Consider the following 15,154-nt stretch of genomic DNA (forward strand, 5'->3'; position numbering starts at 1 on the left):
GGCCGCCACCCTGTCGGGGGGGCGAGCAGCAGATGCTGGCCATCGGCCGGGCGCTGATGGCCCGCCCGCGGCTGCTGCTGCTGGACGAGCCGTCCCTGGGGCTGGCCCCCATGCTGGTGCGGGAGCTGTTCCGCGTGATCCGGCGGCTCCGGGAGGACGGGTACACCGTGCTCCTGGTGGAGCAGAACGCCCACCAAGCCCTTCGGGTGGCGGACGTGGCGTACGTGATGGAGACCGGCCGGATTGTCCTGCAGGGGACGGGTGCGGAGCTCCTGGGCCATCCGGAGGTTCGAGCCGCCTATCTAGGGGGTGTATCCTAGTCGGCCCATGGTTCCACGGGACCTGGTGGATGCTTTCCGAACTGACCCCTTCGGTCGGCTGCTGGGTGTGGAGGTGGAGGAGGTCCGGCCCGGGTATGCCCGGGTGGCCTTAGAGCTTCGTCCCGAGCACCGGAACTTCCACGGCGTGGTGCACGGAGGGGTAATCTTCTCCCTGGCGGACTGCGCGTTCGCCGCTGCCAGCAACGCCCACAACGAACAGGCGGTGGCCATCTCCGCCACCATCCACTTCCTCCGCGCCCCCACTCCCGGCCGCCTACAAGCCGAGTGCGTGGAGGAGCACCGCAGCCGGAGTCTCGGCTCCTACCGAATCACGGTACGGGATCCCCAGGGAGATCTTGTGGCCAGCATGCAGGCCCCGGTGTACCGGCGGCAGGTCCCCGTGGTCCCGCGGTAAGCCACTCTCGCCCTCTCGTCGTGCTCGCGTGAGCCCCCGGAGCAGGAGCCTGACGGGGAAGGCCGAACTTCCTCCCGGTAAGGTTGCGCGGAGGAGTGCGGACGTGGCCATTCCCCCATCTGCACCCCCCAGGGGCGTGCCGCACCTTGTACGGCGGCACATGCGCCTCCTCTTCTGGGCTCAAGCGCTCTCGGTGGCCACCTTCCAGCTCATGCCCGCCTTGGGCGGCGTGATGCTCCTTCACCTTACAGGTGCGGTAGCCGCCACGGGGCTTGCCCTGAGCCTCAGCGGGTTTGGGCAGATCCTCACCGCCTACCCCGCGGGCCGGTGGATGGACCGGGTGGGGCGGGGACCGGTCTTCGCCGTAAGCGGAGCCCTCTCCGCCTTTGCCGCGGCCCTGGTGGGGTGGACCTTCCAGGCGCGCCACCTCTGGGGGTTCGCCAGCGCGGCGTTTCTGTTCGGAGCCCTCTCCGCGCCCCTGCGGCAGCTCTCCGTCGCCGCCGCGGACCTCCACCCACCGGAGGACCGGGGCAAGGCCGTGGGCTACCTGCTCATGGGGAGCGTGGTGGGCGCCCTGATCTCCCCCCTGCTCAGTTCCTCCATCCTTTGGGTTTGGCGGAACGAGGTCTCCGCCATCGCGTGGACGTGGTTCGGCGCCGCGGGGCTGCAGTTGGGAATTCTGCCTCTCATGCGCCTGCTCCGGCCGGACCCCAAGGAGGTGGCCCGATCGTACCTGGAACGTCCGGAGGAGGCCCTGGCTTCTCCAGGAGCATCCCCCAACGCCTGGAGCCTTGCGGCTGCCATCACCACCTACGCCGCGAGTTGGGGCATCATGACCCTCTCCATGGCCATCGCCCCCGTGTCCATGCGTACCCATGGACACGGGGTTTCCGAGATCGTGTGGGCCATCACCCTCCACAGCATCGGAATGTTCGCCTTCGGTCGCCCCCTCGGGGCGGTCGCGGACCGGCTGGGCCGGCCGCCCGTGATGGTGGGCGCTCTTCTGACCATCGCGCTGGCCACCTTCGGCTCCGTGGCCGCCTCGGAGTACTGGACGGCCACCTTCTTCCTGTTCCTGGTGGGCGTGGGGTGGTCCGCGGGAGTGGTGGCCTCCACCGCCCTCCTCTCAGACCTCTCCACGGCGGAGGAGCGGGGAAGGCGGTTCGGAACGGCGGAGCTGGTGGCGCGGGCAGGAGTGGTAGGGTTTCCCATGCTCGGTGCCGCGCTCCTAGGACAGTCCGGGCTCGGCCCCGTGGGAGCGGTCCTGGCGCTGAGCGCAGGCATCCCGCTGGGGTGCATCGCCGCCGCCGTCCGGGCCCTCCCCCTGCCCCCAGTCAGGGTCCCTCCCCGCGGCACCATGGATGCAGGGGATTGACGGGAATCAGCGTGCGCAAGGATCCTCAACCACGGAGAACCCGCACACGGAAAGGAGGGGAACCAAGTGGCCGAAGTTCGCGTGGGAGATCCGGCACCGGATGTGACACTCGTAAGCTGGGACCGACAGGCCGTGCGTCTAAGTTCCCTCTTCGGTCAACCCCTCGTGCTCGCCTTCTTCCCCGCGGCCTTCACTCCAGTGTGTACCCGGGAGATGTGCACCTTCCGGGATCGACTCTCCGCCTTTGAGGCCCTCGGCGCCCGGGTGGTGGGGATCAGCGTGGACGGTCCTTTTGCCCTCAAGGCCTTCGCGGAGCAGCAGGGGCTTAACTTTTTGCTCCTGAGCGACTTCAACCGGGAGGCGGTGCGCGCGTTCGGCATCGAGGACCACGGGCTCCTGGGGGGGCTGCTGCGCGGGGCCAGCAAGCGGGCGGTGTTCGTCCTGGACGCGCGGGGCGTGGTGATGTACCGGTGGGTCTCCGAGGATCCCCGGGTGGAGCCGGACTACGAGGCGGTGCAGAGGGTGGTGGAGGAGCTCGGGACGCGCAGCACCTCAGGCTGAGCCCCGCCTGCATGGTGTACAGAGCACTCCCCTCATCGGGAGCACACGCCCTACAGGGGCAGCGGGGTGCTCCTGCTCCAGGGGATTCCCCGCTGGCCGTTGTGGGCCTAAACTCCATGCGGGAAAATGGAGGCAGCCCGGGGACGACCCGTACGCGCGCCGGAAGGGCGCATGGGCACGTCCGGGACGCTCCGCGCGAAGGGAGACGCGGAGATCCTGACAGGGCGGCGCCTGCGGGAGCCCGCGGACTCCGCGACGCAGGCATGCCCGGTGCACCCCCGGAGGTAGACCGTGTCGCACCGTCGTGCCGGACGATGGCGTGCGCGCGGAGGTCCTCCCGCACTCCGTGGATACCGGTTGCTGTAACGCTCCTCCTGGTGGCCGGATTTCTGGCCCTGCTGTCCTCCGCGTTGTTCCGCGGCCAGAGCCCCGAGCGGAGAAGCCTTGCCATCAACACCGCGGGGCGTGCGGGGCAGGTGCGGGTGCGGCCGGTGCCCCCGTTCGCCCTGCAGCTGTTCGGAGGCGGCGTCTTCCGACCGACGGATCAGCGCGGAAGGGTCATGGTGGTGAACTTCTGGGCCTCGTGGTGTCCGCCCTGTCGGGAGGAAGCGCCGGAACTGGAGGCGGCCTGGCGGGGGCTTCGGAGCCAGGGTATCGTATTCGTGGGTGTGAACGTGTGGGATTCGGAGCAGGCCGCCAGGACGTTCCTCCAGAACTACGGGATCACTTACCCGAACGGGCCTGACCCGCGAGGGCGGATCCTCGTGGAGTTCGGGGTCACGGGGATTCCCGAGACGTATGCGGTGGACCGCCAAGGAAGGCTCGTGCGGCGATGGATGGGGCCCATCACCCGGCAGGAACTCGCGAACCTGCTGGAAGGCCTCCGGAGACCAGTACCGTGAACGCGGAGACCCCCCCCACACCTCGGATCCGGGTCGACCCCTCGGGGATTCTCTTCGTGCTGGGGGGATTCGTCTTGGGCGGGATCCTGATCGCCTCCACGAAGGTCCTCTACCTGGCACAGGGGCGGATCGCCACCCTGGTCAGCTGGCTTCCCGTGGGGTACGCCTTCGCCGCGGGCATGGTGGCCGCGGTCAACCCGTGCGGGATTCTGCTCCTGCCCTCGCTGGCGGCCTACGCCCTTGCGCGCCCGAACCTGGAATCCGCAGGCAGGCGGGTTGGCCGGACCCTCACGTTCGGCCTCGTCGCCACAGGGGGATTTGTCCTGCTTTTCGGGGCTGCAGGACTCGTGGTGGGGACCGGCGGCTATGTCTTGGCCCAGGCGTTCCCGTACGGAGGCATGCTGGTCGGTGCTACCCTCGTCCTTCTCGGCACCTGGCTCGCCCTCTCCGGCCGGGAGTTCGGGATTGCGGCCGCGAGTCGGGTGTGGGAACGGGTGCAGCCGGAAAACCACTTCCTCTCCTTCTTCGGGTTCGGCGTGGCATACGGGACCTGCTCCCTCGCGTGCACCCTGCCCGTGTTCCTGGCGGTGGTGGGAAGCGCCCTCGCCGCCGGGAACTGGCTCGTGGCCACCCTCCGGTTTGTCGGGTATGCCCTCGGCATGGGCACGGTCCTCACCGCGGTACTGGTGGGGGTGACCTTCTTCGAGGCCGCGGTCACCCGGTGGATCCGGACCGTGGTCCCCTACGTGCACCGGCTCGCGGCGGCCTTCCTCATCGGCGCGGGAGTGTTTACCGTAGGCTACTGGTGGAGGGCCTTTTGAGCCTTCTGCGGGTTGTCCGGCGAGGACTCTGCCTTGCCGTGCTCATCATGGGGTTCCTTTGGGCACCTCCTACCTTTGCCCACGCGATCCTGATCCGCAGTAGCCCCCGGGACGGCGCCCGGCTGGACACATCCCCTCCGCAGGTGGCGCTGGTATTCAGTGAGGCCGTGCAGCCCCAGCTGAGCGCCGCGGAGGTGCTGGATCCTTCCGGGAAGGTACGCTCCCTGCGATCCGAGGTGACGGAGGACGGCCGGACCCTGGTGGTTTTCCTCCCACCGCTCCCTCAAGGGAGCTATGCGGTGCGGTGGCGAGTCCTCTCGCGGGTGGACGGACACCTCACCACGGGGTTTGTGGTGTTCGGGGTGGGTGTGGAGCCGGGCCGCGGAGGTTCGGAGCAGGACCGGCCTCCGCCGCTCCGGGTGGTGGTCCGGTGGAGCGCGTACGCGGCTATTCTGGTGCTCGCAGGACTCTCCGCCTTCGGGAACCTCGTATTGCGGTTTACCCTCCCGGCGCCCGCGGACGCCGCGCTCCGAAGGCTCACGGGGATCGCCGCGCTCGCTACGCTGCTCACGACACCCCTCGAGCTCGCCTTCTTTCTGGACGGTGCCTCCGTTGCGCAGGCCGCCCGGCTGCTGGCCTTGAGCCCTACGGGACCGGCGTTGGGATTCCGCATGGCCGCCGCGGCGGCGTTCCTGGTGCCGGACGCGGCCTGGGCCCGGTGGTCGCTTCCTCTGGCGGCCCTGCTGCTCTTCTCCGCCACCCTGGGCTCCCACGCGTGGGGCGGCGGAGTGCTGATGGCCCTCGCGGACTGGGTGCACTTGGCAGCTGCCTCCATCTGGATCGGAGGGATTGTAGGACTCCTCACCGTCCTCCGCACCGGCCGGGTATACCGCCTGCACGCAACGCAGGCGGTCCTCCGCTTCTCGTGGTGGGCGGGCTGGAGTTCAGGGGCCGCGGCGCTGAGCGGCGTGTACATGGCTGTGCGGGAGCTTTCTTCCCCTGCCGGATTCCTCACCACGGACTGGGGGAGGCTCCTTGCGGGAAAGCTCGTCCTTGTGCTGATCCTGGTCATCTCGGGCGCGGTGAACCGGTATGGCCTCCTCCCCCGGTTGACTCCGGAGAACCCGAAGGAAGGGGTTCTTGCCCGGATCCAGCGGATGGTGGCGCTGGAGGCGGCAGTGGGTACGCTGGTGCTGCTGGCGGTGGGCGCCCTCACCATCACCCCCACCGCCCGGACGGTTCAGCTGCGCACCATCCCGCCACCAACCCTGGCCCTGGCGGGGGTTTCCGAGGGGCTGCGGATTGGGCTGCGGATCACCCCCGCGGAGCCGGGATGGAATCGGTTTGAGGTCACGGTGCATCGTCCGGACGGAGCTCCGGTGGACGCGGACCGGGTAATGGTCCGGTTGTGGAAGCTGGACGAGGAGGTCCTACCGGCCGCCGTGAGACTCACCCGGGAGGGATCCGGACGGTACGCGGCGGAGGGCGGTACACTCGCGCTTCCGGGCTACTGGGAGGCCCAGGTGGTGCTGCGGAGGCGGGGAAGGCCGGATGTCTCGGCGTCCTTTCCACTGCGCCTGGGGACGTTCCGGCTGCGGTCAGACGTGGAGGCCCTGCGGCTACTCCATCAGGCCCAGGAGGCGATGAAGGCCGTGCACACGTGGCGAGAGACGGAGCAGATCACCGACGGTGCGGGTAACGCGGTGGTGACCCGATACGCTTTTCAGAAGCCAGACCGGGTGCGGTTCGAGGTGCAGGGCGGGATGCGGGCCATCCTCGTGGGCCGGAATCGGTACGTGTGGACGGATCGCGGGTGGGTTCGGGAGGCTCTTCCGGTGCCCTTTGAGGCGCAGGGCGTGGCGGGCTACCTGAAAAACCCCACGCGGGCGCAGCTCGGTCGGCGGGGAACCTGCGGGGACGAGCCGTGCCGGGTGGTCCTGTGGGACAGCCCCGATGGCCTCGCCTCCTTCGCCGCCTGGATCGGGGAGCGCACCCACCGCCCCCATCGGCTCTTCATGTCCGCGCCCGCCCACTACATGGTCACCCTGCCCCGGGACTTCAACACGGCACAGGAGGTAATGCCTCCGTGAGGCGGTTCCTGGTGCTTTTGGCGGTGGCCCTCGCCTCCGTGGGCGTCGCCTGGGTATGGGAGCGGGCGCAGGAGCAGAGAGGCATCCCCACCATGCGCGCTCCGGCCCGATCCGGGGCCAAGGCTCTTCAGGACCGACCGCCCGCCCCGGACTTCATCCTGGAGACCCTGGACAGCCGCGAGCTGGCGCTCTCCCAGCTCCTGGGCAAACCGGTGGTGATGAACTTCTGGGCCTCGTGGTGCGTACCGTGCCGCCTGGAGATGCCCATCCTGGAGGACGCGGCCAAGCGCCACCGAGGACGGGTCCACTTCCTGGGAGTGAACGTCCTGGACCGTCCTTCCCTGGCCAGGGCATTCGTGCGCAAGCTCGGGGTGACCTTCCCCTCCGTGCTGGATGAGGACGGCACGGTGCTGGCGAGGTACCGGGTGGTGGGGCTTCCCACCACGGTGTTCATCACCCGATCCGGACGCATTTTCGAGGTACACGCGGGCCCCTTCGTGGGTCCTGAAGGCGCCCAACGCTTGGAGGAGTACATCACCCGGCTCCTGGGGCAGCCCTGACCCTCCGGGGCTGCGCCACGCCCCAGATCCTCTAAAATCCTAAGTTGCGGGAGGACGGAGGGATGGAGCCCCAGGAGTGGGTGGCGGGGGTGGTCGCGTACGCGCTGGGCAGTCTTCTGCCCGCGGAGGTCCTGGCCCGGCGGCGGGGCACATCCCTGCCGCGCGTTGGAGAGAATCCAGGGGGTGCCGGAACGTGGCGTACCCTCGGCCCCCGAGCGGGCGCGGCCGTGATCTTCTTTGACATAGGCAAAGGAGCGGTGGCGGCCTGGCTGGCGCGTCGGGTGGCCGCCACCGTGGAGGGCTTCGTGTTCATCTGCACCGCGCCCGTAGCCGGCCACAACTGGCCCTTCTATCTGCTGTTCCGCGGGGGTCGTGGTCTTGGCCCCGCAGCCGGGGTGCTCCTGGTCCTGGCCGGAAAACCCTTCCTGGTTGCCTTCGGGCTGGGGGCCCTGATGGCCCTGCGCACCCGGTGGGTTCCCACCGTGGGCATCGTGGCCCTGCCCACCTACCTGGGGCTGCTCCTGGCGGGAGGGTACCCTCCCCGCGAGGTCGCCGCAGCCACCGCGGTAAGCCTCACCGTGGCGGTCCGCCAGCTTCCCTGGCTTTGGAGCCGGCTTCAGCGATGGCGGCCTCCCGTGCCCGGTTCCCCTTAGGAGGTAGGCTTGGGACAGCCCGTGGCGGTGGTCACGGAGTCCGTTTCCTGCCTGACTCCTTCCCTCTGCGGGGAATGGGGAATCCTCCTCGTGCCCATGTGGGTCCTCCGCGGGGAGCACGGCTACCGCGATGGCATCGACGTGACCGTCCGGGAGGTCCTCACATGGCTTGCAGAGGGTCCTCCCTACCCCACCGCCTCTGCTCCTTCCCCTGCGGACTACCTCGCGGCCTTCGAGGAGGTTGCGCGTCAGGGGGCGGAACGGGTGGTCGTGCTCACGGTGGCCCGGTGGCTCTCGGCCGCGCACGACCACGCCCGGCGGGCAGCGGCTCGTTCGCCGATCCCCGTGGAGGTGGTGGATACAGGGACCGCAGCCGCGGCCCAGGGCCTGGTGGTGCGCGAAGCGGCCCGGCGCCTCTGGATGGGTGTACCGGTAGAGGAGGTGAGGCGCTGGGTCGCGCAGGCAGGGCCACGGGCTCGCCTTGTGGCCCTGGTGCGTTCCCTGGAGCATCTCGCCCGCAGCGGTCGGATCCCCCGCCTGGTCCATCTCCTGAACCGCCGCCTCGGAACCGTTCCCCTACTGGCCATCGGAGAGGGCCGGGTCCGGCGGGCTGGGGTGGCGCCGGGGTATGAGGCCGCGGTCCGGCGGCTCGTGGCGGAGGTGCAGAGAGCGAGAAGGCACGCGACCTGGCTGCAGGTGGCGGTGACCGGGGTGGGAATGCCGGAGGAAGCCCAGCGGCTTGCACAGACCCTCCGGGAGCTCCGGGTGGCGGACGCCCTTGACCTGCTCCCCTTTACCCCCGTGATGGCGGTGAACACGGGGCCGGAGGTCCTGGGGGTAGCGTACCTGGCGGAGCCCTAGAACCCGGGTTCTTCGGGGCACGCGGGCCCGTCGCCGGAGAGCTCCTCTGGAAGCCGCGTCGCCCGGACCTCCTCCACACTCCCCCAGCGGAGGGCCTGTGCCAGGACAAGGTGCGGGGCGGAGGTGTGGAGGTGGATCCGAAGCAAACCGTCCCGCTCCGCCACCACCACCGCATCTCCCAGTCGCTCCAGGGTGCGCCGTACGCGGGTCACGGACGTCCGGCGCATCTGGACGAGCACCTCCGTGCAGTAGCGCACGGTCGTGGAAGTGGACTGGGAGGAAGCCGCCAGGGCGGGGATTCGGGCCGCGGGTGCGGGAGGGGAGAGGGGTGGGGGTACAGTGCCCCGGAGGGCGCCGGCCATGGCCTCCAGCAGGGCCACCAGGCCGGCCGCGCCCGCATCCACCACGCCCGCGCGGCGCAGCACGGGCAGCATCCGGGGGGTCTGGATCCATGCGGTCCGGGCCGCGGCGGCCGCGCGGTCCAGTACCTGGAGCGGTCCTTCCGCGTGGACTTCCGCGCCCGCGGCGGCCGCGTCCGCCACCGTCAGGACGGTTCCCTCCACGGGCTCCTGAACCGCGCTTCGGGCCAAGCGCGCGGCCAGACGGAGGGCTGCGGCTAACTGCACGGCGTCGGCCTCCCTGAGGCCCTTCCAGGCCTCGCTCAGGCCGTAGAGATACTCCGCCAGGATGGCGCCCGAGCTCCCGCGGGCACCCAGGAACGCGCCCCGGGCCGCCGCGGCGGCGGTTCGTCCCAGCTCGTCGCCCTCCTCGGCACGCACGGCCTCCACGGCCGCGGCCAGGGTGGCGCACAGGTTCGACCCGGTGTCGTGATCGGCCACCGGGAAGACGTTCAGGGCGTTCACCTCGGCACGGCACCGGCGGAGCTCCGCCAGCGCGGTTTCCAGGGCGGTAGCAAAGTGTCCCCCGGTAAACCGCTCTCCGGCCGGATCTGCGGCTTCGTCCGACCGCGCCTCCGCAGGATCCCCCATAGAGGCTTCCTCCTCCCGCAGCCACAGGGGAACTCGTGCGTTGGGGGCCACGCGCGGAAACTGGCCCGCTACCGGCCCCACACGAGGGCGCAGGCGGCCCAAGTGAAGCCTCCCCCGAACGCCACCAGCACTACCCGGTCGTCCTCCCGGATGCGGCCGTCCCGGACCGCCTCCCACAGGGCCAGGGGTACGGAGGCGGAGGAGGTGTTCCCGTAGCGGTCGATGTTGCAGAGGAACCGGTCAAACGGCATCTCCAGAGCCCGGGCCACTGCCTCCACGATGCGCCGGTTCGCCTGATGGGGCACGATCCAGTTCACCTCCTCCAGGGCCCACCCAGCCCTCCGGACCACCTCCGCCACGGCCTCCGGAACCACCCGCACCGCCAGTCGGAAGAGGGTGCGGCCGTCCATACGGACGTAGTGGAGGCGCTGCGCCACGGTCTGCGGGCTCGCCGGAAGCCGTGTGCCTCCCGCCGGCATCTTGAGCACATCCCCCGCGCTTCCGTCCGAGCCCACCACCACCGCGTGCACCCCCCGCTCGCCCTGTGCGGGCCCCAGGACCACCGCCCCTGCTCCGTCTCCCACGAGCACGCAGAGGGTTCGGTCCGTCCAGTCCACGATCTTGCTAAGCACCTCAGAGCCCACCACCAGCACGTACCGGGCCGCTCCACCCGCGATCATCTGGGATCCCAGGATCACCCCGTACACGAAGCCGGAGCACGCGGCGAGGAGGTCGAAGGCGCCTGCCCGGCGGGCGCCAAGCCGGTCCTGCACCAGGCACGCGGTGGCCGGGAGGAGATAATCGGGCATGGTAGTGGCGCAGATGATGAGGTCCAACTCCCCCGGGGAGACTCCTGCCTCCCGCAGGGCCTCCTCCGCCGCGGGGAGTGCCAGGTCCGAGGTGGCCACGTCTGGGTCCGCCACGTGCCGGGTGCGGATCCCCGTGCGTTCCACGATCCACGCATCGGAGGTGTCCACCATCCGCGCGAGGTCGTGATTGGTGAGCACCCGGCCCGGCACATAAGCTCCGACCCCCAGGATCGCGGCGCGGAGGGAAGATCCCTGCATCCCCATCACACCTCACTCCGGGAGCGCTGGTAGGCGCCCATCAGGGTAAGGCCGCCGTCCACCACGATCACCTGCCCCACGATCCACTCCGCGTCGTCCGAGCACAGAAAGGCGATGACCTTGGCGATGTCCTCCGGCGTGCCCATCCTCCCCTTTGGGGTGGAGGCCACCATGGCCCGGGTGAAGCCCTCCAGATCCCCCTCCGTATACACCTCCAGGGACTCCGTGTCCACGACCCCCGGGCTCACCGCATTCACCGTGATCCCCAGCGGAGCCGCCTCCACGGCCAGGTACCGGGTGAGGGCCTCCAGAGCCGCCTTGGCGCTCGCCAGGAGCGCGTAGTCCGGGAGGTAGCGCTGGGTGGGGAAGCCGGAGACCGTAACGATGCGACCCCGGCGGCCCTGCATGAGCCGCATGGCCTCCTGAGCCGCCTGCACGAAGCTGAACACGTTCAGCTGGTAGGTGCGCGTGAGGTGGTGGGGTTTGAGGGCCTCGATGCGCCGGAAGGCGGTGGCGGCCGCGTTGGCCACGAAGATGTCGAGGTATCCGAACCGCTCCTCGATGGCCCGGAACAGCGCGGAGACCTCCTCCGACTGCTCGAGATCCGCCTGCACCGCCTCCGCTCTCCGGCCCAGGGCGGTGATGGCCTCCACCACCTCCGAAGCCCGGTCCTCCCGCCTCCGGTAGTGCACCACCACGTCCGCCCCCCGCTCCGCGAGCAACAGAGCGGTGGCACGCCCGATTCCCCGGCTAGCCCCGGTTACCAGCGCAACCTTGCCCTGTAGCGTCACGGTTCTCCCTCCGGTGTGATGACGTACCGCACGGCCTCCGGCGGGCGGGCCCGCAGGGTCGCGATGGCCTCGTGGATCCGCACCAGCGGCCATGTGCGGGTCACGCTACGGCTGAGATCCAGCCGGCCGGAAGCAGCCAGGCTGATGACGGTGGCGATCTCGTGCGGGGTGGCTCCGAAGGCGGAACGGATCTCGATCTCCCGGCGCACCAGATACGAGGAGCCCGGAAGCACCAGGGGTTCGTCCGAAACCCCCACCAGCACCACCCGGCCGCCGATGCGGGTGGCGCCGATGGCTGCCCGCACCGTCTCCGGGCGGGAGACGAAGTCCACGGTGAGGTCCACCCCTCTGCCGTCCGTGAGACGCCGGATCTCCCGCACGGGGTTGCGATCCTGGGCCGCCACCACCACCTGCACGCCCAGGGGCCCCAGCCGCCGTGCGGTGGCCTCCCGCCGCACCACCACGATCACCGGATCCCCGCCGAAGAGTTTCGCCAGCAGCGCCCCGTGGGTTCCCACCCCACCCGCTCCGTAGATGGCCACGCTCTGGCCCGGCTGCAGCTGCCCGCGGGTCAGCACCGCGTGAAACGCGGTGGCCACCGCGTCCGGCAGGATGGCGCCCACCTCAAACGGCAGCGCCCCGGGCAGGTGAAAGAGGTTCTGAGCGGGTACCACGATGTACTCCGCGAACCCCCCGGGCCGCGTGAGCCCGATGAGCTCCGGGGAAAGGCACGCGGACTGCCGGCCATCCAAGCACGACCAGCACCGGCCGCACGCCACGTAGGGATTCACCACCACCCGGTGGCCTGGCCGCCACGGCTCCGCGTCCTCCCCCGCCTCCACCACCTCCCCCGCCACCTCGTGCCCCAGCACCACGGGCCACCGGACCTCCGGGGGGAGTCGCAGACCGTCCAGGATTTCCAGATCCGTCCCGCAGATCCCCGCGGCCCGCACCAGCACCAGCACCTCTCCCCTTCCGGGCCGGGGATCCGGGACCTGCTCCAGGCGCAGCTCCCGATGGGGCGAACGCTCGTACACCCGGGCCGCGAGCACCCTACGCCTCCGATGCACCGGACCCCAGAAGGGATCGGGCGATCACCAGCTTCTGGATCTCCGCGGTCCCTTCCTCGAACCACAGGGCCCGGGCGTCCCGGTAGATCCGCTCGATGGGGTGCCCCCGCAGGTACCCGATCCCGCCGCAGATCCGCAGGGCCTTATCCGTCACCCGTCCCACCATCTCCAGGCCATAGAGCTTGGCCATGGCGGCCTCCGTGGTGCAGGGTTCTCCCGCATCCACCTTCCGGGCCGCATCCAGCACCAGCAGCCGCGCAGCCTGTACGTCCACCGCCATCTCCGCCAGGGCAAACTGGATGGCCTGTCTCTGCGCGAGGGGTCTGCCGAAGGTAACCCGGCGCTGCGCGTGTGCCTTCGCAACCTCCAGGGCCCGCTGCGCCAGCCCCACGCAGCTGGCGGCGATGGAGATGCGGCTCGGGTCGAGAAAGCCCCGCAACACCATCCTTAACCCCTGCCCCTCCTCCCCGAGGACCGCCTCTTGGGGCACAAAGCAGTCCTCGAACTCGAGCAAACCGTGCCCCGTGCCCACCAGCCCCATACCGTCCGGCTGGAGGGTGATCCGCAGACCGGGGCTTGTGCGGGGCACGAGGAAGGCGGAGATCCCCTCAGCCCCCCGGCTGCGATCCGTATAGGCCACCACGATAAAGGCCTCCGCGAGGTCCGCGAAGGTGATGAGCCACTTGCGTCCCCGCAGCACCCACCCCCCTCGCACCCGCCGGGCCTCCGTGCGGATGTCCGTCCCTGTGCCCGCATCGGGCTCCGTGAGGGCGAACGCCAGCCTGGCCTCTCCCGTGGCCCAACGGGAGAGGTAGCGGTGTTTCTGCTCCTCCGTCCCGTACCGGTCCAGCAGACGCCAGAGGCCGTTGTGGACGTGCACCACCATGCGCACGGACCCGTGGGCCTGGGCCACCACCTCCAGGATGGGAAGGTACTCCATCATGCGCAGGCCCCACCCGCCGTATCGGGTGGGCAACGTGAGGCGCAACAGGCCCTTCTGAGCGAGCCGATTCCACAGGTCCGGAGGGACCGCCCGGTTCCGCTCGATCTCCGCCGCGGCCTCCTCCAGTTCCCCGAGCACGAAGGCCCGGATCTCCTCTCGATAGGCCACTAGATCCTGCGGGCGCTCCACGGCCCTGCATCCTCCCCAGCTGTGCACGCATAGGGACTCTACTTCCGACCCTTCCACGGCACCGGTATCCGGAGTATTCTGCACGAACCCCTAAAGTCCTACTCCCCCGACGATCTCCGTTCGGGGATCGTTGTCCTGGAGGGGATCCCGTGGTAGAGTGCTGGGCGGAGTGCACGCCCAAGGGGGTCGTATGGACAAGCAAACGGTACTCGAGCGGGCTGAGGAACTCGGGGTGCGGTTTGTGCGCCTGCAGTTCACGGACATCTTCGGCACCCTGAAGAACGTGGAGATCCCCGCGGACCTGCTGGAGCGGGCGCTCGAGGGCGAGATCATGTTCGACGGATCCTCCATTGAGGGGTTCGTGCGCATCGAGGAGTCGGACATGTACCTGGTGCCCGACCCCTCCACCTTCGCCGTCTTCCCCTGGAAGGAAGGGGAGGTGAAGACCGCCCGCCTTATCTGCGACGTGTACACCGCGGACGGCGAGCCCTTTGAAGGGGATCCCCGGTACGTGCTCAAGCGGATGGTCCAGCGGGCGGCCCGGTCGGGCTACACCATGATGGCAGGCCCGGAGTGCGAGTTCTTCCTGTTCCCCGTGGATCAGGAGGGGGAGCCCGTGCTCACCACCCACGACCGGGCGGGCTACTTCGACCTCGCCCCCATCGATCAGGGGGAGGAGGCCCGGGCAGACATGATCACCGCCCTGCGGGCCATGGGGTTTGAGGTGGAAGCCGGCCACCACGAGGTCGCGCACGGCCAGCATGAGATCGACTTCAAGTACGCGGACGTGCTGCGCACCGCGGACAACGTGGCCACCTTCCGGTTCGTGGTCCGCACCATCGCCCGACGGCACAACCTCCACGCCACCTTCATGCCCAAGCCCATTGCAGGCATCAACGGAAGCGGCATGCACACCCACCAGTCCCTCTTCCGGGACGGCCGCAACGCCTTCTACAATCCGGAAGGCCCGTACCAGCTGAGCCAGGAATGCCTGTGGTACATCGGAGGACTCCTGACCCACGCGCGGGGGATGACCCTGGTCACCAATCCCCTGGTGAACTCCTACAAGCGGCTGGTCCCGGGCTATGAGGCCCCCGTGTACATCGCGTGGGCAGAGCGCAACCGCTCCCCCCTCGTGCGGGTCCCCGCGGCCCGGGGGGAAGGTACCCGGGTGGAGCTGCGCATGCCCGATCCCTCCTGCAACCCGTACCTGGCCTTCGCGGTGATGCTGGCCGCAGGCCTGGACGGCATCGAGCGCCACCTCGATCCCGGACCGCCCCTCAACCGCAACATCTACGCCATGACGGAGGAGGAGCTGGATCGCCTCCAGATCCGGGTCCTGCCCCGTAACCTCGGGGAGGCCATCGAGGCGTTCCTCGCGGACGAGGTGGTGTGCGAGGCCCTGGGCTCCCACATCGTCTCCGACCTGGTGCGGGCCAAGCGGCAGGAGTGGCGGGAGTACTCTGCCCAAGTGCACGCCTGGGAGATCGAGCGCTACCTCACCCGGTACTAGGGCAATCGTGGCACGGAAGTTGCATTCCCTCAGG

General features: G+C 69.8%; 16 protein-coding genes. 11 read left to right on the forward strand and 5 right to left on the reverse strand.

Going from position 1 to position 15,154, the window contains the following annotated elements; genetic code table 11:
• From N0A24_10450 to N0A24_10495, 10 genes are all read left to right on the forward strand, one after another.
• Positions 1-320 (forward strand): ABC transporter ATP-binding protein (locus N0A24_10450; protein ID MCS7173768.1); only part of this gene is annotated, 320 nt, incomplete at its 5' end.
• Between the two features lie 7 nt (positions 321-327).
• Positions 328-735 (forward strand): hotdog fold thioesterase, encoded by a 408-nt coding sequence (locus tag N0A24_10455; GenBank protein MCS7173769.1) that lies wholly within the window; start codon positions 328-330, stop codon positions 733-735.
• Between the two features lie 103 nt (positions 736-838).
• Positions 839-2,110, forward strand: coding sequence for an MFS transporter (locus tag N0A24_10460; protein MCS7173770.1), 1,272 nt, complete (start codon positions 839-841; stop codon positions 2,108-2,110).
• A gap of 66 nt (positions 2,111-2,176) precedes the next feature.
• Positions 2,177-2,671 (forward strand): peroxiredoxin, encoded by a 495-nt coding sequence (locus N0A24_10465; protein MCS7173771.1) that lies wholly within the window; start codon positions 2,177-2,179, stop codon positions 2,669-2,671.
• Between the two features lie 377 nt (positions 2,672-3,048).
• The gene (locus N0A24_10470; GenBank protein ID MCS7173772.1) at positions 3,049-3,573 is read left to right on the forward strand and encodes a TlpA family protein disulfide reductase; all 525 of its coding nucleotides are present in this window, start codon (positions 3,049-3,051) and stop codon (positions 3,571-3,573) included.
• The gene (locus tag N0A24_10475) at positions 3,570-4,394 is read left to right on the forward strand and encodes a cytochrome c biogenesis protein CcdA (GenBank protein MCS7173773.1); all 825 of its coding nucleotides are present in this window, start codon (positions 3,570-3,572) and stop codon (positions 4,392-4,394) included. Before N0A24_10470 ends, N0A24_10475 begins: the two co-directional genes overlap by 4 nt.
• Positions 4,391-6,484, forward strand: a complete 2,094-nt coding sequence (locus N0A24_10480) for a copper resistance protein CopC (GenBank protein MCS7173774.1) — start codon at positions 4,391-4,393, stop codon at positions 6,482-6,484. Before N0A24_10475 ends, N0A24_10480 begins: the two co-directional genes overlap by 4 nt.
• The gene (locus N0A24_10485) at positions 6,481-7,044 is read left to right on the forward strand and encodes a TlpA family protein disulfide reductase (GenBank protein ID MCS7173775.1); all 564 of its coding nucleotides are present in this window, start codon (positions 6,481-6,483) and stop codon (positions 7,042-7,044) included. Before N0A24_10480 ends, N0A24_10485 begins: the two co-directional genes overlap by 4 nt.
• Before the next feature lie 62 nt (positions 7,045-7,106).
• Positions 7,107-7,697 (forward strand): glycerol-3-phosphate acyltransferase, encoded by a 591-nt coding sequence (locus tag N0A24_10490; protein ID MCS7173776.1) that lies wholly within the window; start codon positions 7,107-7,109, stop codon positions 7,695-7,697.
• Between the two features lie 9 nt (positions 7,698-7,706).
• A complete protein-coding gene (locus N0A24_10495; protein MCS7173777.1) occupies positions 7,707-8,558 on the forward strand; it encodes a DegV family protein in 852 nt (283 codons plus the stop codon).
• Here the strand turns inward: N0A24_10495 and N0A24_10500 are convergent.
• The 5 genes from N0A24_10500 to N0A24_10520 all read right to left on the reverse strand — a co-directional run bounded on the left by N0A24_10500 (position 8,555) and on the right by N0A24_10520 (position 13,607).
• The gene (locus N0A24_10500) at positions 8,555-9,547 is read right to left on the reverse strand and encodes a DAK2 domain-containing protein (GenBank protein ID MCS7173778.1); all 993 of its coding nucleotides are present in this window, start codon (positions 9,545-9,547) and stop codon (positions 8,555-8,557) included. The two genes, N0A24_10495 and N0A24_10500, sit on opposite strands and share 4 nt — an antisense overlap.
• A gap of 68 nt (positions 9,548-9,615) precedes the next feature.
• Positions 9,616-10,614 carry a ketoacyl-ACP synthase III gene (locus tag N0A24_10505; GenBank protein MCS7173779.1) on the reverse strand — a complete coding sequence of 333 codons (999 nt, stop codon included), beginning with the start codon at positions 10,612-10,614 and terminating at the stop codon, positions 9,616-9,618.
• Positions 10,615-10,619: 5 nt separating this feature from the next.
• Positions 10,620-11,405, reverse strand: coding sequence for an SDR family oxidoreductase (locus N0A24_10510; GenBank protein MCS7173780.1), 786 nt, complete (start codon positions 11,403-11,405; stop codon positions 10,620-10,622).
• Positions 11,402-12,457 carry a zinc-binding dehydrogenase gene (locus N0A24_10515; protein ID MCS7173781.1) on the reverse strand — a complete coding sequence of 352 codons (1,056 nt, stop codon included), beginning with the start codon at positions 12,455-12,457 and terminating at the stop codon, positions 11,402-11,404. Before N0A24_10515 ends, N0A24_10510 begins: the two co-directional genes overlap by 4 nt.
• A gap of 1 nt (position 12,458) precedes the next feature.
• Complete coding sequence (locus tag N0A24_10520) at positions 12,459-13,607, reverse strand: acyl-CoA dehydrogenase family protein (GenBank protein MCS7173782.1); 1,149 nt, start codon at positions 13,605-13,607, stop codon at positions 12,459-12,461.
• A 190-nt stretch (positions 13,608-13,797) separates the two neighbouring features.
• Here N0A24_10520 and glnA point away from each other — a divergent pair, with 190 nt between their 5' ends.
• A complete protein-coding gene (gene glnA, locus N0A24_10525) occupies positions 13,798-15,120 on the forward strand; it encodes a type I glutamate--ammonia ligase (protein ID MCS7173783.1) in 1,323 nt (440 codons plus the stop codon).
• The last annotated feature ends 34 nt before the right edge of the window (positions 15,121-15,154 follow it).

Source organism: Armatimonadota bacterium (assembly GCA_025059775.1).
In the GTDB taxonomy this organism is placed as follows: Bacteria; Sysuimicrobiota; Sysuimicrobiia; order Sysuimicrobiales; family Sysuimicrobiaceae; genus Sysuimicrobium.

Coding starts and splice junctions, on each gene's coding strand:
- N0A24_10490 (MCS7173776.1), top strand. CDS start 7,107: ATGGAGCCCCAGGAGTGGGTGGCGGGGGTGGTCGCGTACGCGCTGGGC.
- N0A24_10455 (MCS7173769.1), top strand. CDS start 328: ATGGTTCCACGGGACCTGGTGGATGCTTTCCGAACTGACCCCTTCGGT.
- N0A24_10500 (MCS7173778.1), bottom strand. CDS start 9,547: ATGGGGGATCCTGCGGAGGCGCGGTCGGACGAAGCCGCAGATCCGGCC.
- glnA (MCS7173783.1), top strand. CDS start 13,798: ATGGACAAGCAAACGGTACTCGAGCGGGCTGAGGAACTCGGGGTGCGG.
- N0A24_10505 (MCS7173779.1), bottom strand. CDS start 10,614: ATGCAGGGATCTTCCCTCCGCGCCGCGATCCTGGGGGTCGGAGCTTAT.